This is a genomic window from Shimia sp., from assembly GCF_965227725.1.
In the GTDB taxonomy this organism is placed as follows: Bacteria; Pseudomonadota; Alphaproteobacteria; order Rhodobacterales; family Rhodobacteraceae; genus Shimia.
This window is the reverse complement of the sequence record NZ_CBDDGH010000005.1, coordinates 1,459,397-1,478,177: the sequence shown is the minus strand read 5'-3', so window position 1 is coordinate 1,478,177 and position 18,781 is coordinate 1,459,397. Positions and strand designations below refer to the sequence as shown.

The window sequence follows — 18,781 nt, the reverse complement described above, 5'->3', positions numbered from 1 at the left end:
CAACTCCGCCTGCTTGCAAGAGAATGTTTATGTCTTCAGTGGTTAACAGGGCGTAAACCAACGCATGAAAATCGAATTTTTTTCAAAATTATTTTCAAGCTCTGGTTGGAAGCCCTTGTTTTGTTGACGTTCAGGCAGCTGAGCCCCCCACGGTCAATCCGTCCATGAGAACAGTGGGTTGGCCGACACCGACCGGGACCCATTGACCAGCCTTGCCGCAGTTGCCCATGCCCGGGTCCAGCGCCATGTCATTTCCGAGCCCTTTGATCTGCATCATGGCGGTGGCGCCATCCCCGATCAGCGTTGCGCCTTTGACGGGCGCGCCGACTTTGCCGTTTTCCACGCGGTAGGCCTCGGTGCAGGAGAACACAAATTTGCCGTTGGTGATGTCCACCTGTCCGCCGCCAAAGCCGACGGCGTAGATGCCATCTTTCAGCGAGGCCACCAGATCAGCCGGATCAGAGGTGCCACCCTCCATATAGGTGTTGGTCATGCGCGGCATGGGCGCATGGGCGTAGCTTTCGCGGCGGCCGTTGCCGGTGGGGGCGACCCCCATCAAGCGCGCGTTTTGGCGATCCTGCATGTAACCGACCAGAATGCCGTCTTCGATCAGCGTGGTTTTGCCAGAGGGTGTGCCCTCGTCATCCACAGTGATGGAGCCGCGGCGATCCGGGATGGTGCCGTCATCAATTACGGTCACGCCTTTGGAAGCGACCTGCTGGCCGATCATGCCGGCAAATTTGGAGCTGCCTTTGCGGTTGAAGTCGCCCTCAAGGCCGTGGCCGACAGCTTCGTGCAGAAGAATGCCGGGCCAGCCGGGGCCGAGCACAACTTCCATCGGGCCAGCGGGAGCCGGAACCGCAGAGAGGTTCACGCAAGCGATGCGCAGTGCTTCGCGGGTTTTGGCCTGCCAGTCCGCCGGATCGAGCAGACCGTCAAGGCCAAGCCGCCCGCCACCACCGGCAGAGCCGCTTTCGCGGCGGCCGTTTTCCTCAACAATCACGGAAACATTCACGCGAGTCATCGGGCGCACATCGGTGATCTGGGTGCCGTCCGGGCGCAGGATCACCACTTCCTGATGTGAGGCGGCCAGAGTGGCTGAGACCTGAACCACACGCGGATCAAGATCACGGGCAAAGGCGTCGATCTCGCGCAGGGTTTCGATTTTCACCGGGAAGTCGATGCCGCCAATGGGGTCGGCATCCGTATAAAGCCTGCGGTTGGTGGGCGTGGGGCCAGCGGCCAATGTGCCGCCGCCCGCGCCAACAGCGAGCCGTGCGGTCTCAACCGCGCGCTTGATCGCGGATTCGCTGATCTCTGAGGCATGGGCATATCCCGACACTTCGCCGTTCACAGCACGCAGACCGAATCCCTCTGCGGCGTCATAACTGGCGGTTTTCAGACGTCCATCATCAAAAACCAAAGCTTCGGAGCTGCGACGCTCCAAAAACAGCTCTCCGTCTTCGGCGCCATCGGTGGCTGCGCGCAAAAGTCGCAGGGCGGTGCCCTCATCAACTTTATTTTCAAAGGGTTGGAAGTGGTTTTCGGCCATAGCCCATCATGCCTCTTAATTTGATCTAGATCAAAAAAGCGTCCGTTTGCCGCAAGCTTCGATCTTTATTTGAGTCTTAGAATATGGTTTCTAAGCCTAAAACAACAGCGGGGATGTGTTTGAGAGCACAGCGCTTCCGCACAATTGAAAAAACAATACGCAACCGATCAGGGTGAGACATGCGACTTCTATCGACATTCCTGGGCCTAACGGCAGCTATTTCAGCGTCCTCCGTGCTCGCGCAAAGTGCTGAGACCATTGGCAAGCCAGTCCCCAATGCCACAGGGTTCCAGCCCGCAGCGACCGAGCTGGCACGGCAAATACAGTCTCTTGATTGGTTGATCCTGGTGATCATCACGCTGATCGTGATTTTTGTGACCGCCCTGATCGTCTACTGCATGGTGCGCTTCAACCGCCGCTCCAATCCGACACCATCTGCGTTCACCCACAACACGCCGCTGGAAATTGCCTGGACGCTCGGTCCGATCCTGATCCTGCTGTTCATTGGTGTGAACAGCCTGCCGGTTCTGTTCAACCAGCAGGAAATCCCGGAAGGGGACGTACATATCAAGGTGACCGGCTACCAGTGGTACTGGGGCTATGAGTACACCGACCACGAGTTCGAGTTTGACAGCTTCCTGTTGGGCAAAGAGGCGCTAGCGGACTACGGCTACAACGAAGACGAGTATCTGCTGGCAACCGACACCAAAGTGGTTGTGCCTGTTGGCAAGACCGTGGTGATGGATGTGACCGGTGCAGACGTGATCCACAGCTGGACCATCCCGTCCTTCGGCGTAAAGCAGGACGCGGTGCCTGGCCGTATCGCGCAGCTTTGGTTTGAAGCGGAGCGTGAAGGCATCTTCTTTGGTCAGTGCTCCGAGCTTTGCGGCAAAGACCACGCCTATATGCCGATCACGGTTCAGGTGGTGTCTGAAGAAGAATATAATGAGTGGCTGAAAGGCGCGATCGAGGAATATGCGGGCGACATGTCCACGCTGCCAGGCGTGCAGGTTGCTTCTGCTGACTGATCTTACTCAGGTGCGCGGCACGCTGCGCACCCTTCCAATACCAAGGCCATATCTGTAGGGGGTGCGCTCGGCGCACACCTCAGACGGAGACAAGAATGAGCGACGCAAGCATCAACACGCAAGCCGGTTCCGGTGATGCAGAATTTGGCGACTATTTTGCGCTGCTGAAACCGCGCGTGATGTCGCTGGTTGTGTTCACCGCTGCGGTGGGCCTGCTGGCGGCGCCCGGATCGGTGCATCCTTTTGTGGCCTTCTGCGCAATCCTGTTCATCGCTGTGGGCGGCGGCGCGTCTGGCGCGCTGAACATGTGGTATGACGCGGATATCGACCGCGTGATGAAGCGCACCCAGAGCCGCCCGATCCCTGCGGGCAAGGTGACTGAGGGAGAGGCGCTGGCCTTTGGCGTGGCGCTCTCCGGGTTCTCCGTGGTGATGCTAGGCCTTGCCGCCAATTGGGTGGCCGCCGGGCTGCTGGCCTTCACAATATTTTTCTATGTGGTGATCTACACCATGTGGCTGAAGCGCTGGACCCCGCAGAACATCGTGATTGGTGGCGCGGCAGGGGCTTTCCCTCCGATGATCGGATGGGCTGTGGTCACCGGCGGGGTGTCCATCGAAAGCGTGCTGATGTTCACGCTGACCTTCATGTGGACGCCGCCACACTTCTGGGCGCTGTGCCTGTTCATGAAGTCTGATTACAAAGACGCGGGCGTGCCGATGCTGCATGTGACCCATGGCCGCCGCGTGACCCGCAACCATATTCTGGTTTACACCCTGCTGCTCGCCGTTGTGGCCATTGGCATGGGCTTCACCGATGTGGGCGGCCCGATCTATCTGACCACCGCGCTGGTGCTGAACGCGCTGTTTGTGCTGGGCGCATTTGCGATCTGGCGTCGCGATGAGGCTGCTTCTGAAGCGGATGACTATGCGCGGGAAAAAGGGTTCTTTCAAACTCTCGCTTCTATACCTCTTCTTGCATTTTGGGGCGATCCTCGCAGAGGTTGCTTTGGCCCCATACGGCTTGGGAGGCTGGTAAGCATGAGTTTTCGGGAGGAGCATGAACTACACAAGCGCAGATTTGGGCGCAACCTCGGGGTGGCGCTGGTGCTTGTGAGCTTCATTGTCTTCATCGTCTTCGGCCTGACGGTCGTGAAGGTGACACGCGGCGATTATGAGCCGGAGAATGCCAGCATCCAGAGGGGGCAGTGATGGCGATGGACCCAAAAACGAAGACGCTGGTGCAGACCGTTGGCGTTGTTGCGTTGATGGGAACCCTCGCGTGGGTGTCGGTGCCGTTTTACGACTGGTTCTGCCGGGTGACCGGATTTGGCGGGGTGACCAACACCGCTGAGGCGGGCAGTGATGTCATTCTGGACAAGACCATCAAGGTGCGGTTTGACGCCTCTCTAGATCGGGATATGCCATGGGATTTCAAGCCCATGCAGCGCGAGATGGAAGTGCGCATCGGCGAGACCGGACTGGCGTTTTACGAAGCCTACAACCCGACTGACCGTCCGGTGGCGGGCACCGCAAGCTACAATGTGGCGCCTTATGATGCCGGTGGGTTTTTCACCAAGATCGACTGTTTCTGCTTTGAGGAGCAGGTGTTGCAGCCCGGGGAACGGGTGACCATGCCGGTGAGCTTCTTTGTGGATCCTGAGATCGTGGATGACCGGGACGCGAAATACATCAAGGTGATCACCTTGGGGTACACTTTTTATGAAACCGAATTGCCCGAGGAACTCGCCGCGCTGGCGGGGGAGGCTTCTGTCGATCTGACAGATGTGGGCGCAACTGAACGAAACTGACGGGCAAAACGACAAGAAAGCAAGCCGGCCAACGAGGGAATAACTATTATGGCGCACGCTAAAAATCACGATTATCACATTCTGGCCCCCTCATGGTGGCCATTCCTGGGCTCTGTGGGCGGCTTCTTTATGCTCTTTGGGGCTGTGCTCTGGATGCATGACAGCGGCCCTTGGGTGTTCCTGATCGGTCTGGTGGCCGTGCTTTACGTCATGTTTGGCTGGTGGGCCGATGTGGTTGCGGAAAGCAAAGTCGGCGATCACACACCGGTTGTGCAGATTGGTCTGCGCTACGGCTTTATCCTGTTCATCATGTCCGAAGTGATGTTCTTTGCCGCTTGGTTCTGGACCTTCTTCAAACATGCGATGTACCCGATGGGGCCGGAAAGCCCTGCTGTGGATGGCGTGTGGCCACCTGCGGGCATCGAGACTTTTGATCCATGGCACCTGCCGTTGATCAACACGCTGATCCTGCTGTGCTCCGGCTGTGCGGCCACCTGGGCGCACCACGCGCTGGCGCATGAAGACAACCGTGAGGACATGAAGTGGGGCCTGATCATCGCTGTGGCACTGGGCGCGATCTTCACCGTGTTCCAGGCTTATGAATACAGCCACGCGGCCTTCGGCTTTGCCGGCAACATCTATGGCGCGACCTTCTTCATGGCGACCGGTTTCCACGGCTTCCACGTGGTCATCGGCACCATCTTCCTGCTGGTTTGCCTGCTGCGTCTGAACGCGGGCCATTTCACCAAGGAAAAGCACGTCGGTTTCGAGGCCGCAGCCTGGTACTGGCACTTTGTGGATGTGGTCTGGCTGTTCCTTTTCGCAGCCGTCTACATCTGGGGCCAGTAAGCCGCTCCGATATGCCGCGCCACAAAAGGTTGATCCTGTAGCGCGGATAAGATTAAAGCAAATCGCGGTGGGTGTTCCTGCCGCGATTTTTCTTTGAAAGGACCACCTCTTTGCGCCGTCTGATCCTGCCGCTGTTCTTTGGCATCTTGGGCACGGTTGTGCTGGTGTCGCTGGGCACCTGGCAGTTGCAACGGCTGACGTGGAAAGAGGGGGTTCTGGCCGACATCGCGGCACGGATTGCGAGCGCGCCGGTGGCTTTGCCAGAGGCTGTGGATCCCGAGCAGGACCGCTATCTGCCGGTTGCCGTGCAGGGCAGGGTCACGGCGGATGAAATCCACCTGCTTGCCAGCACCCGTGAAGTGGGGGCGGTTTACCGGATTGTCAGCGCCTTTGAGACGGCCGATGGCCGCCGGATCATGGTGGATCGCGGCTGGGTGAAGGCGGAAAACAAAGAGATGGCGCGGTCGTCCTTTGAGGCAGAGATCACCGGCAATCTGCATTGGCCGCAGGAGCGCGACAGTTTCACCCCGGAAAATGACCGCGCGGGCAATATCTGGTTTGCCCGAGATGTGGCAGAGATGGCGGCAGCGCTGGATGCGGAGCCGGTGCTGGTTGTGGTGCGCGAGATCAGCGAAAATGCGCCCAAAGTCACGCCGCTGCCGGTGGATGGCGCTGCCATTCCCAACAATCACCTTGAATATGTCATCACATGGTTCGGACTGGCGATTGTCTGGGTGGCGATGACGCTGTATTACCTGCGCCGGATGCGCAAAACCAAAAAGGCTGAAGAGACGTGAAATACATTTCGACCCGCGGAAACGCCCCGGAGCTGAGCTTTGAGGAGGCGATGCTGACCGGTCTCGCGCGCGATGGCGGGCTCTATGTGCCTGAGACCATCCCGACGCTGAGCGCGGAAGAGATCGCGGCCATGGCCGGGAAGACTTACGAAGAGGTGGCTTTCACCGTGATGCGCCCCTTTGTGGGTGACGCCTTCACCGATGAAGAGTTCAAAGGCATCATCGCGCGGGCCTATGCCAACTTCCGCCATGAGGCGCGCGCGCCGCTGGTGCAGCTGGCGCCCAACCATTTCCTGCTGGAGCTGTTTCACGGCCCGACACTGGCGTTCAAAGACTTCGCCATGCAGCTGATCGGTCAGCTGTTCCAATTCTCGCTGGCGCGCCGCAATGAGCGTGTGACCATCGTGGGTGCGACCTCTGGCGACACCGGCTCTGCTGCAATTGAGGCCTTCCGGGGGCTCGACAATGTGGATGTGTTCATCCTGTTCCCGCATGGCCGGGTGTCTGACATTCAGCGCAAGCAGATGACCACGCCCGCAGACAGCAATGTGCACGCGCTGGCGCTCGATGGTGACTTTGACGATTGTCAGGCGCGCCTGAAAGACATGTTCAACGATTTTGAGTTCCGCGACGGAGTGAAGCTCGCCGGTGTGAACTCGATCAACTGGGCGCGGGTGCTGGCGCAGGTGGTATATTACTTCACCTCTGCTGTGAGCCTTGGCGCGCCGCACCGCAAGGTGAGCTTCACCGTGCCAACCGGCAACTTTGGCGACATTTTTGCAGGCTACATCGCCAAGAAGATGGGCCTGCCGATTGACCGGCTGGTGATTGCGACCAACCAGAACGACATTCTGCACCGCACCATGGAAAGCGGGGCCTATACCAAAGAGGGTGTGACCCCGTCGATCAGCCCCTCTATGGATATTCAGGTGAGCTCCAACTTTGAGCGCGCGCTGTTTGATGCCTATGGCCGTGACGGCGGTGCCGTGGCGCAGCTCATGGAAGAGCTGAAAGACGGCTCCTTTGCGATCAGCCAGGGCGCGATGGAAGCGCTGCGCGAGAACTTTGACAGCGGGCGGGCCTCTGAAGAGGAGACCAACGCGACCATCACCGGGGCCTTTGGCGCCTGTGGTGAGGTGCTCTGCCCGCATTCTGCGGTCGGCGTGAAGGTTGCGAATGCCTATCTGGGCGACACACCCATGGTCACGCTGGCCACGGCCCATCCGGCAAAATTCCCGGATGCGGTGGAAGCGGCGATGGGGGCACGGCCCGCACTTCCGCCACATATGGCGGATATGATGGACAAAGAGGAGCGCGTGACCCGCGTTCCAAATGATCTCAAGGCGCTGGAAGCGCTGGTACAGGAACGGATTGCACAACGTTGACAGTTCAACTTCACACCCTTTCCAACGGGTTTCGTATCGCAACAGAACACATGCCGGGGCTGGAAAGCGCCTCGATTGGCATCTGGGTGAGCGCGGGCGGGCGCCATGAGCGTGCGCCGCAAAACGGCATCGCCCATTTTCTGGAGCATATGGCGTTTAAAGGCACCAAGCGGCGCAATGCGCTGGAGATCGCGGAGACGATCGAGGATGTGGGCGGCTATATCAACGCCTACACCAGCCGTGAGGTCACGGCCTATTACGCCCGCGTTCTGAAAGACGATGTGGCGCTGGCCATGGATGTGGTGGGCGACATTGTGCTGAACCCGATCTTTGATCCCAATGAGATCGAGGTGGAGCGCGGTGTGATCCTGCAGGAGATCGGTCAGGCGCTGGATACGCCGGATGATGTGGTCTTTGACTGGCTGCAGGAGCGTGCCTATCCGGATCAGCCGATTGGCCGCACCATTCTGGGCGAGGGCGACCACGTGCGCCGCTTTGGCCGCGAAGACCTTGCAGGGTTTGTGGCAGAGCACTACCGGCCGGAACGCATGATCCTTGCCGCAGCGGGCGGTGTGGACCACGAAGAGATCGTGCGTCTGGCAGAAGAGATGTTTGGCCATCTGGAGCGAGGCCCCGCCATTGAGGTGGTTCCGGCGCAGTTTGCCGGTGGCGAATACCGCACCGAAAAGGCGCTGGAGCAGGCGCATTTTGCGATTGGCTTTGAAAGCCCGGATTATTGCAGCCCGGACATCTACACGGCGCAGATCTATTCCACGGCGCTTGGTGGCGGCATGTCGAGCCGTCTGTTCCAAGAAGTGCGCGAGAAACGCGGCCTGTGTTACTCGATCTTTGCTCAGACCGGCGCTTATGCGGACACCGGTATGACAACGATCTATGCGGGCACCTCCGGCAACCAGATTGCGGAGCTGGCCGAGATCACCATTGACGAGCTGAAGCGCGCGGCGGAGGACATGTCCGCCAAAGAGATCGCGCGCGCACGCACTCAGATGAAAGCAGGGCTGCTGATGGGGCTTGAGAGCCCGTCAAGCCGCGCGGAACGTCTGGCGCGGATGCTGGCAATCTGGGGCAAGATCCCGGGGCTGACAGAAACCGTGGCGCGGATTGATGCGGTGAGTGACGCGGATGTGCGCGCCTTTGCCGAGCAGATGGCCACCAAGGCCCGCAGCGCCATGGCGCTTTACGGTCCTGTGTCTGACGCACCGGCGCTTGAGGCGCTGGAAGAAAGGCGTGCTGCCTGATGTTGATGACGCGGCGCAAGGTGCGGATCGAGACCGATCGGCTGACCCTGCGTCCGCCGATTCACGCGGATTTTCGCGAATGGGCCGCGCTGCGCAGCGAGAGTGAGGATTTCCTCACCCCATGGGAGCCGGTCTGGGCCAGCACCCATCTGAGCCGCAAGAGCTTTACCAATCGGGTCTACTGGGCACAGCGGTCGATCTCCGGCGATACGGCGGTGCCGCTGTTTATCTTTCGGCGCGCGGATGAAACACTGCTGGGGGCGATCACGCTCGACAATATCCGGCGCGGGCCTGCACAGGCGGGCACGCTGGGCTATTGGGTGGGGCAGGCCTTTGCCCGCAACGGCTATATGAGCGAGGCGATTGAGGCGGTGGTGCACCACGCGTTCACGCGGCTTGATCTGAGCCGCATCGAAGCCGCCTGTCTGCCTGAAAACGTCGCCAGCCGCGGGGTGCTGGAGAAATCCGGTTTCAAATACGAAGGTGTGGCGCAGAGCTATCTGCAGATCAACGGCCGCTGGCGCACCCACGTGCTTTACGCCGCACTGCGCCATGACCGGCGTGGGCGCACTCTGGCGGGGCAGGTCTGAGGGTTTCGGCGCTGTTGAGGGGGCTTTGCCCCCGCCACATCTGCGATGTGTCTCCCCCAGAGTACTTAGGCGCAGAATGAAGGTGTCTCAGACAACCTGAAATGCACGCGCGCGAGGCGGCGCGATTTCTGCTATGCTCCGGTTCAATGGCGAGCCACAGGGAGGCAGGCAGAATGCGAATTCTCATCGGATTGGGCGCGGCATTGGCGCTTTGGGTCGGAGCCGCGGAGGCGCAGGACCGACGGCCAAGCCATTGCATCGCTTTGGCGGAAGCGCCGGGGATCACCTATCTGCACAAAGCCTCCTTTCTCGACCCAGTGGCCGAACATGCGGTGCGCATCAGCTATATCTCCCACGCCTCATTCCTGATCCAGAGCCATGACGGCATTGACGTGGTGACCGACTATACCGGTTTTCTGGGCGCCACGGATTTTGTGCCGGATGTGGTCACCATGAACCACGCCCACAGCACCCATTGGACCGCCAATCCCGACCCCGCGATCCCGCATGTTTTGCCGGGCTGGGGAGACTATGGGCTGGGCATTGAGCACCACCTTGATCTGGGCTCGATGCTGGTGCGCAATGTCTCAACCGACATTCGCAGCTATGGCGGGATTGAGGAAAAGGGCAATTCGATCTTTGTCTTTGAGGTGGCGGGGCTGTGCATTGGTCATCTGGGTCATTTGCATCACGAGCCAAATCCGGCGCAATACGCGGCGCTGGGCCGGATGGATGTGGTGATGGCGGCGGTGGATGGCGGCATGAGCCTTGATGTGGTGACCATGATGCGGGTGCTGCGCAATCTGAAAGCGCAGGTGGTGATCCCGATGCATTGGTTTGAGAGCTGGACGCTGGAAGCGTTTTTGACCGGTATGTCAGATGAATACCTGATTGAGCGCAATGCTGGCTCCTCGCTCACTGTGAGCCTGCGGGATTTGCCGAAACAGCCCACAATCAAGGTGCTGATGCCCCGGTTTCTGCAGGACCCAGAGTGAGGGCAAGAGGGGCGGCGCGCTCTTTGCAGGCTGTGCTCTGGACGGGGGAGGCGGGCTCCCGTAAGTCTTTGGCATGACATTACAAGCCGCCACCCCCGCCTTTGCTGATCGTCTTGCCGCCACGCTGCCTGCAGACACCCTGCGTGCGCCTGATGAACGGTATCTGGAAGAGCCGCGCGGGCGGTTCTTTGGCGGTGGCGGTGTGTTGGCTCTGCCGCGCAGCACTGAGGAAGTCTCCGTCATCGTGAAAGCCTGTGCGGCGGCGCAGGTGCCGCTGGTGCCCTATGGCGGCGGCACGGGGCTTGTGGGTGGACAGATCAAGACCGAGGGACCGGCGCCGGTGGTGCTGTCGCTTGAGCGGATGAACCGTATTCGCGCGGTGTATCCGTTGGAAAATGTGCTGGTCGCGGATGGTGGGGCCATTCTGGCCGAGATCCAACAGGCTGCAGAGGCTGTAGACCGGCTGTTTCCGCTCTCTCTTGGTTCCGAAGGCTCTGCCCGCATTGGTGGCAATCTTTCGACCAACGCCGGAGGCCTCAATGTGCTGCGCTATGGCAATACGCGCGACCTCTGCCTTGGGCTGGAGGCGGTGCTGCCCAACGGGGAAATCTGGAACGGGCTGACGCGGCTGCGCAAGGACAACACCGGCTATGATCTGCGCAACCTGCTGGTGGGAGCAGAAGGCACGCTGGGGGTGATCACCGGCGCGGCGCTGAAGCTTTTTTCGCGGCCACGCTCGGTGGGTACGGCGATCTTGAAGGTCACCGATCCGGAAGCGGCGCTGCGGCTGCTCGCTTTGGCGCGTGATCAGGTTGGCGAAGGCGTGAGCGCCTTTGAGCTCTTGAGCGCGCAGGGGATGCATTTTGTGGCAGAGACCTTGCCGGATGTGCGCTTGCCGTTTGAGACGCCGCCCGCGTGGTCTGTGCTGATCGAGCTGGGCCTGCAAAGCGGCGCGGATGCGGCGCTGGAGGCGCTGTTTGGGACGGCGCTGGAGGCGGGCTTGGTGAGCGATGGGCTGATCGCGCAAAGCGAAACGCAGCGCGCGGAATTCTGGAGCCTGCGGGAGCATATTCCGATTGCCAACAAAAAGATCGGCTCAGTGGCGAGCCATGACATTTCGCTGCCGCTGGGCGCGCTTCCGGCGTTTATCCCGGAAGCTAATGCCAAGGTGCAGAGCTTTGGGCCGTTCCGGATCAATTGTTTCGGGCATCTGGGTGACGGCAATTTGCACTACAATGTCTTTCCGCCCAAAGGCGGCAGCCGACATGACTATGATAACATTCGCCATAGCGTGAGTGAGGCGGTTTATGACCTCGTGCACAGCTATGGCGGCTCGTTCAGTGCAGAGCATGGGGTGGGGCGGATGAAAGTCGCGGCCTTGCAGAAATACGGCGACCCGGCGCGATTGGCCGCGATGCGCGCCATCAAGGCGGCGCTGGATCCGGCCGGGATTATGAACCCCGGCGCGGTGCTTTAGGGCACGCCGTCAGAACCTGTTGGGGGCATCACCTCAAGGGTAGATGGCAAACCGCCTCAATGTTGTGGCCATCTGGATCAAACACAAAGGCGGCGTGGTAGTCTGGATGATAGTGCGGTCTAAGACCGGGCGCGCCGTTGTCTTGGCCACCGGCTTCAAGGGCCGCAGCATGGAAAGCATCCACGCTGGCGCGATCTGGAGCGGTTAGGGCAATGTGGAGTTTGCCCCGTGTGGCGTCTTCTTCGGCGATCCAGAAAAATGGTCGGTTGGCGCCGTAACCGGTGACCCGAATGCCGTCTGTGTGTTCAGGCGGCACAGTGAAGAGGCGTGTGATGCCGAGGGGGCTGAAGGCGCTGTCATAGAACGCGACGGAGCGCGCAAAATCGGTGACGCCAAAAGTGATGTGATCAAGCAAAAGCGGCTCCATCGCACAGGTCTGATCCCACCTTAGGCAGTCTCAAGCTGTCGATGAAGCCGTTTGTTGTTTTCAGGCTTTGCCGAGGCGGAGTTTACAGGCCTTCAAACTCGCAAAGCACGGAGACGTCCATGCCCATGGCTTCGAGCTTTTCACGCCCGCCCAGCTCCGGCAGGTCGATGATGAAAGAGCAGCTGATGATTTCGCCGCCCAGACGTTCGATCAGCTTGATGCCCGCCTCAGCGGTGCCGCCGGTGGCCAGCAGATCGTCCACCACCAGAACTTTTTCGCCGGGCTGGATGGCGTCATCGTGGATTTCCACGATCGCCTCGCCGTATTCCAGTTTGTAATCCTGAGAGATGGTGGTGCCGGGCAGCTTGCCTTTTTTGCGGATCGGCACAAAGCCGACGCTCAGTTGGTGGGCAATCGCGCCACCGAGGATGAAGCCACGGGCCTCAAGCCCGACCACCTTGTCGATGCGCGTGCCCGCATAGGGGTGCAGCATCTGGTCAATCGCCATGCGGAAGCCGCGCGGGTCGGCAAACAGCGTGGTGACATCACGGAACATGATGCCCTCATGGGGGAAGTCCACGATGGTGCGGATGTAGTCTTTGACATTGGCGGCTTTGGGCATGAGGTCCCTCAAAAATGGTGCTTATGTGACGGCTCACATCTGCCCAATACCGCAAGATTTCGCAAGAGGAGGTTACTGACGTTTTGCCGAGCCTTTGTAGCGGCGCAGGCGGTACATGGCGTTGGTGAGCCAGCGCGCGTGCGGTTTGTGCCAATCCAAGCGATCATTCACCAACAGAGTTTTGGCGGTGTAGAGATTCATCGCATGTCCTTTCGTTAACTGCTTCTGCTTTTTAGAATTTTCTGGACTATGTATATTTAACGTATATACGCTTCTCAAGATATCAAGGTATTCCTTACCAGGGGGTTAAGGTGGCAGATCAGGGTGCATCAGAGGCAGGGGCTGCGTCTTCGAGCAAGAAGACAAAAGCGAAGGCCAAGGAAAAGTCCAAAGCCAAGAAGGACAGTCAGCTGATTTTGCGGCTTGATAAAGAAGAGCGCGACGCCTTTGTGGAGCTGTGCAAAGAGCTCGACACCAGCGCCGCGCGGGAAATCCGCGGGTTTATCCGCAAGTTTCTCAAGAAAAACAGCGCCTGAAAACCATAAGATCCGGCTTAGCGCGGGGCGTTACTAAGAATGCGGACTGTGGATTTAGATCATCGTTCAACAAATCTGCAACGACTGTAACGAGCACATAGACTGGCCCCCGACACTGGGTGGGGGTGAAGCCCCCTCCCGTGGGGAGGGTCGGGGGCTGGTCGGCTTCGCCGCCTGAGCGTAGGTGGAGACCGTGCGTTTTAGATATTCAGGGTGGTGCGTTAACCTGCGCGTTTGAGCGTGGCGGTTAGCAGCCCCATCCCCATTAGTGTGACTCCGCCCATGCGGGTCAGTGCACGCAGAACAGACGGGCGCGAAATGCGGCTGCGCATTTTGTCTGCCAGCAGCGCATAGGCAAGCGCGTTGAGCGCGGCGAGGGTCACAAAAGTTGCGACCAGAATGGCGAATTGCGGCAGCATGGGCGCGGTCGGCGTGATGAACTGCGGCACAAAGGCGATGAAAAAGCCGATGCTCTTGGGGTTCAGAGCCGTGACGGCGGCGGCATGGCCAAACACGCCACGCGCGGGCAGATCGCTGCTTTTGGCAAGGTCCCCCAGATCGGTTGTGCCCGCACTGCGCAGCATCTTGAAGCCGAGCCAAAGCAGGTAGACGGCCCCGACCCATTTCAGCACCGTGAAGGCGGTTGCGGAGGCCAGCACAATGGCGCCAAGACCCAAGAGAGAGGCCGACATGGCGATCAGATCGCCCAGAGCCACACCAGCCGCCGTGGCCACAGCCACCTGCCGCCCTTGGGTGAGCGCGTAGCTCAGCACCAGAAGGATGGTGGGGCCGGGGATCAGCAAGAGCGCGGTGGATGCCGCGACAAAGGTCAGCCAGAGGTCAAAAGGCATGGGGCAACCTGATTTGAGGGTGATGTTGTGTTCGGGCAAGAAACAACATCACATCCGCGGCGTCCAGCGCAGATTGGGGTTAGGGCAGTTTGATGGCTTGGACATGCATCCAGTCAAAGTTCTTCTCGCGCCCGAGAGATAGCCAGCCTTCTTCTTCCCAGAAGCGCCAGAAATCGAGGCAGTCTGCGCGGGCGAGGCGGGCGCGGTCCCAGCCCCATTTCAGCTTGTTGCGGCCCGGATCAAAATCGATCGCGCAAGCGAAGGAATGGGTCGACCATGTGGAGCCGCCGCGTTTTTTGCGCACGTTCAAGCAACCGCCATAGATGTCCAGACCGAGAAGTTCGCGCGCAGACTCGTCGTAATGCTCTGCGATGTTCGTGAGCACTTTTTCCAGGCTTTGGGCCACTTTGGGGTGGCAACCAATCTTGGTGGTTTTGACCGAGCGGTCCCAAGCGAGTTTCAGCGTCCAAGGCGCTCGCACGGAGGTGGTTGCCGGTTGCCCGCCGTTGTTGGGGTTGAAGTCAAAAAAGTCAAAGAGTTCAGCTTGTCCCGAGCGGTCTGTTGGCCAACCGTTTGGGTTGGCATTGAGCGGTTCAATGTCGCGGAAACTGAGAGGGCGTTCGCCGGTCTCTTTGAAAAATCGAATGTCAGAATAGGCCGACTCGGTCATGGTGCCCCAGAGTCCATCAGCCGGGCCTGGATCAAACTCTGCGTCTTTGCAAATCAGTTGAAAGGCGGCGACCCGTTTGCGGGCCGCGCTCCAGTCGTCGGGCGATTTGCTCAAGTCGCTTTTGCGCGCTTCAATAAGGCCGCCGACGGATTTGTCGAGCGCTGCGTTGAGAGTACCGTTGATAGGGCCGGTATACTTTCCAGCCCGATCCAATTCGTCTTGCAATATGCGAATGGCGCCTTGTTTCATAAGCGTTCTCCCAAAATAACTTGTCTGAAATTGGGAGGATCATAGCACAAAGCGCCCTGAGTTTTAAGCGACGGGGCTGAGGACTCGCCCGGCCACTGCGTTGAGTTTCTCGACCATGGCCAGGTCGCGTTTGTCCGGGGCTGTCAAAATCGCAAATTCCAGCGCGCGGTCACAGCCGTGCTCACAAGGTGCTCGCTCGGCACTCAGAAGGGCGGGGAGGCGGCGCACCATGTTGCGGCCTTTGTCGGCGTTGCCCATCAGGATCTTGATGATCTCGGACACATCCACTTCGCCGTGCTCGGGATGCCAGCTGTCATAGTCGGTGACCATGGCGACGGAGGCGTAGCAGAGCTCTGCTTCGCGGGCGAGTTTGGCTTCGGGCATGTTGGTCATGCCGATCACATCCGCGCCCCAGCTTTCGCGGTACATTTTGCTTTCCGCCAAGGTGGAGAACTGTGGGCCTTCCATGGCGAGATATGTGCCGCCTTTGTGTACATTGATGCCTGCGTCCTTGGCGGCGGTGAAGCAGGCTTCTGAGAGGCGCGGGCAGGTTGGGTGCGCGACGCTGACGTGCGCCACCAGGCCGGGGCCAAAGAAGGATTTTTCACGTGCAAAAGTGCGGTCAATGAATTGATCTACAACAACAAAATCGCCCGGTGCCATCTCTTCGCGGAAAGAGCCTGTGGCGGAGACAGAGATCACATCGGTGGCGCCAAGGCGTTTGAGTGCGTCGATGTTGGCGCGGTAGGGCACGGAGGAGGGCGTGTGGACATGGCCGCGGCCGTGACGCGGCAGGAATGCCATTTTGACGCCATCCAAACGACCGGTGAGGATTTCGTCAGACGGGGTGCCGAAGGTGCTTTCGACCGCCTGCCATTTGGCGTCTTCCAGCCCGTCGATGTCATAAATTCCGGAGCCGCCGATCACGGCGATCATGGTCTCTTTGGTGGCCTCAGTCATGGCTGTCTCCCAGTTCCAGATGTTGGAGGCAGTCTTGGGCGGCGGGCCGCGGAATTGCAAGGAAAAGGCGCGGGTGTCACCGCTCTGTCAGAGGCTTTGCTTCGCGGGCCATCACATGGCGCTGTTTATGGCGTTTGCAACCCGCGCTCAGACAGCTGGGCGACATAGTCCGTATAAGCGGCTTCAAACCCTGTGAGCGGCCATGTCAGATCCTGCGAGGTGCCGTGGCGGTCACGGAAGGTGAAACGCAGGTCGCCGCCGGTGCGCATTTCCTGAACCAGCGTATCGGCCGCCGCGCCGTCAAAGCGACAGCCAGCCGCGGTGAGGCAGCCCACGCGGTTGGTGTGCCAGACGGAGGTTTGGTCGCGTTCAATCCGGAAGTTGCCGGGGGCGGTCAGGGTGCCGAGTTCCATGCCAAATTCGATGTCATAGCCGCTCTCAGCCCCGGGGGTGAGGAAGAAGAACTGCGCGGCAAATTTCGGCTGTGGGGAGAAGACATCGACGCGACGGATGTAGCAGCGCTGGGCGAGGGTGCCGCTTTCGTCGCGCTCGTCACAGATGGTGTTCCAGATGTCGTGGATCTCATGATGGGTGACGCGCCAGTTGGAGGGGCGGTCGTTGCCGTCCTGATCTTGAGCGGCCAGGGGGGAAGCGGCGAGTAGCAGTGCGATGAGCCAGCGCATGGTGGGTCCTTTGGCAAGACGGGGAGGGCGTGAGTGGTGGCGTGTGAGTGGTGGGGGCGTGAGTGGTGGCAGCGTGAGTGGGCGAAACTGGCGACAGCTTCTCCCCAAAGGCGTGCATTGTCCAATCACGTGACAACAGGAGTTTGTGATGAGGACCGGGCTGCGCGCCAGAGGGGATGCCGGTTTTGGCAGCAGAGCCAAGCCTATGTGCCCATAAGCGTTGTGGAAATGCCCACCCGAGCCTGCGCCACAGGTGCCTGCTATTGTTTGCAAGGCTCAAACCCGTTAGGGAGGCCACAACAGCGAACATTCCCTGACAGACGTAGGTAGCCATATGAGACGCGCGGCGTTGGCCATGCTGGCCAAGAATATTTCTCCTCCCAACCTTTCCATCATGCAAGATGAGGGGTTCACCCCGAGCCGGATCAAGACCGAGGTGCTTTCGGGCCTGACGGTTGCGCTGGCGCTGGTGCCTGAAGCGGTGGCCTTTGCCTTTGTGGCAGGGGTGCACCCGCTGGTGGGCCTTTATGCAGCCTTTCTTGTGGGCCTGATCACCGCGCTGATCGGTGGCCGACCGGGCATGATCTCCGGTGCGACCGGCGCGTTGGCCGTGGTGATGGTCGCCTTGGTGGCCGAACACGGCGTGGAATACCTCTTTGCGACCGTGATCCTGATGGGGATCTTGCAGGTCTTTGCTGGGGTGATGCATTGGGGCAAGTTCATCCGGCTTGTGCCGCATCCGGTGATGCTGGGCTTTGTGAACGGTCTGGCGATTGTGATTTTCCTCGCGCAGCTGACACAGTTCAAGGATCCGGACACCATCGTGAACACCGGCCATGGGGCTGGTGGCGGCGAGTGGCTGGCCGGGCCGCAGCTGTTCATGATGCTCGGGCTGGTGGCGCTGACCATGGTGATCATCTGGGGTTTACCCAAACTGACCAAAATTGTTCCGGCACCACTGGCGGGCATTGGCATCACGGCGATCCTGGTGATTGGTCTTGGCATTGATGTGCCAACCGTGGGCGATATGGCCTCTATCTCCGGTGGTCTGCCAAGCTTCCACATCCCGTTTGGTGAGGGCGAAGGCATTTACCCGCCTGCGATGCTGGCACCGTTTAACCTCGAAACGCTCTATATTATCCTGCCTTACGCGGTGATCCTTGCAGCCATCGGCCTGATCGAGAGTCTGCTGACCCTGAACCTGGTGGGCGAAATGACCGGCAAGCGCGGTGGCGCGAGCCAGGAATGTATCGCGCAGGGGACAGCCAATGTTGTGACCGGCTTCTTTGGCGGCATGGGCGGCTGTGCGATGATTGGTCAGTCGATGATCAACGTGAAATCCGGTGGCCGCACTCGGATTGCCGGCATCGCGGCGGCGCTGTTCCTGCTGGCCTTCATCGTGGTGGCAAGCCCGCTGATTGAACGTATTCCGCTGGCCGCACTGGTGGGCGTGATGTTCATGGTGGTGATTGGCACATTTGCCTGGAACAGCTTCAAGATCATGCGCCGTGTGCCGCGTATGGATGCTTTTGTGATCGTGCTGGTGACGGTTGTGACCGTGCTCGAAGACCTCGCCGTGGCGGTGGTTGTTGGGGTGATCGTGAGCGCGCTGGCCTACAGCTGGCAGAACGCGCGCCGCATCCATGCCCACACGCGCGAGAGCGAGTCTGATCCCGGTGCGAAGGTCTATGAGATTGAAGGGCCGCTGTTCTTTGGTTCTGCGGATGGCTTTGCCGAGCTGTTTGAGATCGAGAACGATCCGGCGCATGTGATCGTGGACTTTGCCCGCTCCCGCGTGGTGGACCAATCGGCATTGCAGGCGATCGAGGCCGTGGCGGCAAAGTATGAAGAGGCGGGCAAACAGCTGGTGCTGCGTCACCTGAGCCGGGATTGTCATGAGCTGCTGAGCAAGGCAGGCCACCTGATGGTGGATAGCGATGACGACCCGGAATATGAGATCGCCGTGGATTACTCGGTGCGCACGGGCGTGCTGAGCGGCGGGCACTGACCGTTTCTGAGCAAGAAAAGAAGAAGGGCTGGCCAA

General features: G+C 59.9%; 20 protein-coding genes and 1 pseudogene. 13 read left to right on the top strand and 8 right to left on the bottom strand.

Going from position 1 to position 18,781, the window contains the following annotated elements; genetic code table 11:
* Positions 1-130: 130 nt before the first annotated feature.
* Positions 131-1,552, bottom strand: coding sequence for a metalloprotease TldD (gene tldD / locus ACO07T_RS17520; RefSeq protein ID WP_209079406.1), 1,422 nt, complete (start codon positions 1,550-1,552; stop codon positions 131-133).
* 179 nt (positions 1,553-1,731) lie between these two features.
* Here tldD and coxB point away from each other — a divergent pair, with 179 nt between their 5' ends.
* From coxB to ACO07T_RS17465, 11 genes and pseudogenes are all read left to right on the top strand, one after another.
* Entirely contained in the window at positions 1,732-2,580 is an 849-nt protein-coding gene (gene coxB / locus ACO07T_RS17515; RefSeq protein ID WP_422050424.1) for a cytochrome c oxidase subunit II, read from the top strand.
* A gap of 95 nt (positions 2,581-2,675) precedes the next feature.
* A pseudogene (gene cyoE / locus ACO07T_RS17510) lies at positions 2,676-3,615 on the top strand (heme o synthase).
* Between the two features lie 2 nt (positions 3,616-3,617).
* Positions 3,618-3,788 (top strand): hypothetical protein, encoded by a 171-nt coding sequence (locus ACO07T_RS17505; protein WP_422050423.1) that lies wholly within the window; start codon positions 3,618-3,620, stop codon positions 3,786-3,788.
* On the top strand, positions 3,788-4,387 hold the full coding sequence (locus ACO07T_RS17500) for a cytochrome c oxidase assembly protein (protein WP_209079403.1): 600 nt from the start codon (positions 3,788-3,790) through the stop codon (positions 4,385-4,387). The genes ACO07T_RS17505 and ACO07T_RS17500 overlap by 1 nt, the downstream gene beginning before the upstream one ends.
* A 48-nt stretch (positions 4,388-4,435) precedes the next feature.
* Complete coding sequence (locus tag ACO07T_RS17495; protein WP_209063767.1) at positions 4,436-5,236, top strand: cytochrome c oxidase subunit 3; 801 nt, start codon at positions 4,436-4,438, stop codon at positions 5,234-5,236.
* A gap of 110 nt (positions 5,237-5,346) precedes the next feature.
* Complete coding sequence (locus ACO07T_RS17490; protein ID WP_422050422.1) at positions 5,347-6,033, top strand: SURF1 family protein; 687 nt, start codon at positions 5,347-5,349, stop codon at positions 6,031-6,033.
* The gene (thrC, locus tag ACO07T_RS17485) at positions 6,030-7,418 is read left to right on the top strand and encodes a threonine synthase (RefSeq protein ID WP_422050421.1); all 1,389 of its coding nucleotides are present in this window, start codon (positions 6,030-6,032) and stop codon (positions 7,416-7,418) included. Before ACO07T_RS17490 ends, thrC begins: the two co-directional genes overlap by 4 nt.
* A complete protein-coding gene (locus ACO07T_RS17480; RefSeq protein WP_422050420.1) occupies positions 7,415-8,677 on the top strand; it encodes a M16 family metallopeptidase in 1,263 nt (420 codons plus the stop codon). The genes thrC and ACO07T_RS17480 overlap by 4 nt, the downstream gene beginning before the upstream one ends.
* Positions 8,677-9,267, top strand: a complete 591-nt coding sequence (locus ACO07T_RS17475; protein ID WP_209079398.1) for a GNAT family N-acetyltransferase — start codon at positions 8,677-8,679, stop codon at positions 9,265-9,267. Before ACO07T_RS17480 ends, ACO07T_RS17475 begins: the two co-directional genes overlap by 1 nt.
* A gap of 173 nt (positions 9,268-9,440) precedes the next feature.
* Positions 9,441-10,262 (top strand): MBL fold metallo-hydrolase, encoded by an 822-nt coding sequence (locus ACO07T_RS17470; protein WP_422050419.1) that lies wholly within the window; start codon positions 9,441-9,443, stop codon positions 10,260-10,262.
* A gap of 73 nt (positions 10,263-10,335) precedes the next feature.
* A complete protein-coding gene (locus ACO07T_RS17465) occupies positions 10,336-11,739 on the top strand; it encodes an FAD-binding oxidoreductase (RefSeq protein ID WP_422050418.1) in 1,404 nt (467 codons plus the stop codon).
* Positions 11,740-11,767: 28 nt separating this feature from the next.
* Here ACO07T_RS17465 and ACO07T_RS17460 read toward each other — a convergent pair whose 3' ends face one another.
* The 3 genes from ACO07T_RS17460 to ACO07T_RS17450 form a co-directional block, all read right to left on the bottom strand.
* A complete protein-coding gene (locus ACO07T_RS17460) occupies positions 11,768-12,154 on the bottom strand; it encodes a VOC family protein (RefSeq protein WP_422050417.1) in 387 nt (128 codons plus the stop codon).
* Positions 12,155-12,248: 94 nt separating this feature from the next.
* Complete coding sequence (locus tag ACO07T_RS17455; RefSeq protein ID WP_209063752.1) at positions 12,249-12,788, bottom strand: adenine phosphoribosyltransferase; 540 nt, start codon at positions 12,786-12,788, stop codon at positions 12,249-12,251.
* 72 nt (positions 12,789-12,860) lie between these two features.
* Positions 12,861-12,989: a hypothetical protein gene (locus ACO07T_RS17450; protein ID WP_280637739.1), complete on the bottom strand. Its 129-nt coding sequence runs from the start codon at positions 12,987-12,989 to the stop codon at positions 12,861-12,863.
* A 110-nt stretch (positions 12,990-13,099) separates the two neighbouring features.
* On the opposite strand from ACO07T_RS17450, the gene ACO07T_RS17445 reads away from it, so the two are divergent.
* Positions 13,100-13,324 (top strand): hypothetical protein, encoded by a 225-nt coding sequence (locus ACO07T_RS17445; RefSeq protein WP_209063943.1) that lies wholly within the window; start codon positions 13,100-13,102, stop codon positions 13,322-13,324.
* Between the two features lie 221 nt (positions 13,325-13,545).
* Here the strand turns inward: ACO07T_RS17445 and ACO07T_RS17440 are convergent, their stop codons facing one another.
* The 4 genes from ACO07T_RS17440 to ACO07T_RS17425 form a co-directional block, all read right to left on the bottom strand.
* Positions 13,546-14,175 carry a LysE family translocator gene (locus ACO07T_RS17440; RefSeq protein WP_422050416.1) on the bottom strand — a complete coding sequence of 210 codons (630 nt, stop codon included), beginning with the start codon at positions 14,173-14,175 and terminating at the stop codon, positions 13,546-13,548.
* Positions 14,176-14,254: 79 nt separating this feature from the next.
* Positions 14,255-15,094: a hypothetical protein gene (locus ACO07T_RS17435; protein WP_422050415.1), complete on the bottom strand. Its 840-nt coding sequence runs from the start codon at positions 15,092-15,094 to the stop codon at positions 14,255-14,257.
* A 63-nt stretch (positions 15,095-15,157) separates the two neighbouring features.
* The gene (locus ACO07T_RS17430; protein ID WP_422050414.1) at positions 15,158-16,054 is read right to left on the bottom strand and encodes an S-methyl-5'-thioadenosine phosphorylase; all 897 of its coding nucleotides are present in this window, start codon (positions 16,052-16,054) and stop codon (positions 15,158-15,160) included.
* Positions 16,055-16,179: 125 nt separating this feature from the next.
* The gene (locus ACO07T_RS17425; RefSeq protein ID WP_422050413.1) at positions 16,180-16,737 is read right to left on the bottom strand and encodes an invasion associated locus B family protein; all 558 of its coding nucleotides are present in this window, start codon (positions 16,735-16,737) and stop codon (positions 16,180-16,182) included.
* Positions 16,738-17,071: 334 nt separating this feature from the next.
* Between ACO07T_RS17425 and ACO07T_RS17420 the strand changes: the two genes are divergently transcribed.
* On the top strand, positions 17,072-18,745 hold the full coding sequence (locus ACO07T_RS17420) for a SulP family inorganic anion transporter (protein ID WP_209079390.1): 1,674 nt from the start codon (positions 17,072-17,074) through the stop codon (positions 18,743-18,745).
* Positions 18,746-18,781: the final 36 nt, after the last annotated feature.

Coding starts and splice junctions, on each gene's coding strand:
- ACO07T_RS17425 (WP_422050413.1), bottom strand. CDS start 16,737: ATGCGCTGGCTCATCGCACTGCTACTCGCCGCTTCCCCCCTGGCCGCT.
- ACO07T_RS17455 (WP_209063752.1), bottom strand. CDS start 12,788: ATGCCCAAAGCCGCCAATGTCAAAGACTACATCCGCACCATCGTGGAC.
- ACO07T_RS17440 (WP_422050416.1), bottom strand. CDS start 14,175: ATGCCTTTTGACCTCTGGCTGACCTTTGTCGCGGCATCCACCGCGCTC.
- ACO07T_RS17475 (WP_209079398.1), top strand. CDS start 8,677: ATGTTGATGACGCGGCGCAAGGTGCGGATCGAGACCGATCGGCTGACC.
- ACO07T_RS17450 (WP_280637739.1), bottom strand. CDS start 12,989: ATGAATCTCTACACCGCCAAAACTCTGTTGGTGAATGATCGCTTGGAT.
- ACO07T_RS17505 (WP_422050423.1), top strand. CDS start 3,618: ATGAGTTTTCGGGAGGAGCATGAACTACACAAGCGCAGATTTGGGCGC.
- ACO07T_RS17470 (WP_422050419.1), top strand. CDS start 9,441: ATGCGAATTCTCATCGGATTGGGCGCGGCATTGGCGCTTTGGGTCGGA.
- ACO07T_RS17435 (WP_422050415.1), bottom strand. CDS start 15,094: ATGAAACAAGGCGCCATTCGCATATTGCAAGACGAATTGGATCGGGCT.
- ACO07T_RS17420 (WP_209079390.1), top strand. CDS start 17,072: ATGAGACGCGCGGCGTTGGCCATGCTGGCCAAGAATATTTCTCCTCCC.
- coxB (WP_422050424.1), top strand. CDS start 1,732: ATGCGACTTCTATCGACATTCCTGGGCCTAACGGCAGCTATTTCAGCG.
- ACO07T_RS17430 (WP_422050414.1), bottom strand. CDS start 16,054: ATGACTGAGGCCACCAAAGAGACCATGATCGCCGTGATCGGCGGCTCC.
- ACO07T_RS17495 (WP_209063767.1), top strand. CDS start 4,436: ATGGCGCACGCTAAAAATCACGATTATCACATTCTGGCCCCCTCATGG.
- ACO07T_RS17465 (WP_422050418.1), top strand. CDS start 10,336: ATGACATTACAAGCCGCCACCCCCGCCTTTGCTGATCGTCTTGCCGCC.
- ACO07T_RS17500 (WP_209079403.1), top strand. CDS start 3,788: ATGGCGATGGACCCAAAAACGAAGACGCTGGTGCAGACCGTTGGCGTT.
- tldD (WP_209079406.1), bottom strand. CDS start 1,552: ATGGCCGAAAACCACTTCCAACCCTTTGAAAATAAAGTTGATGAGGGC.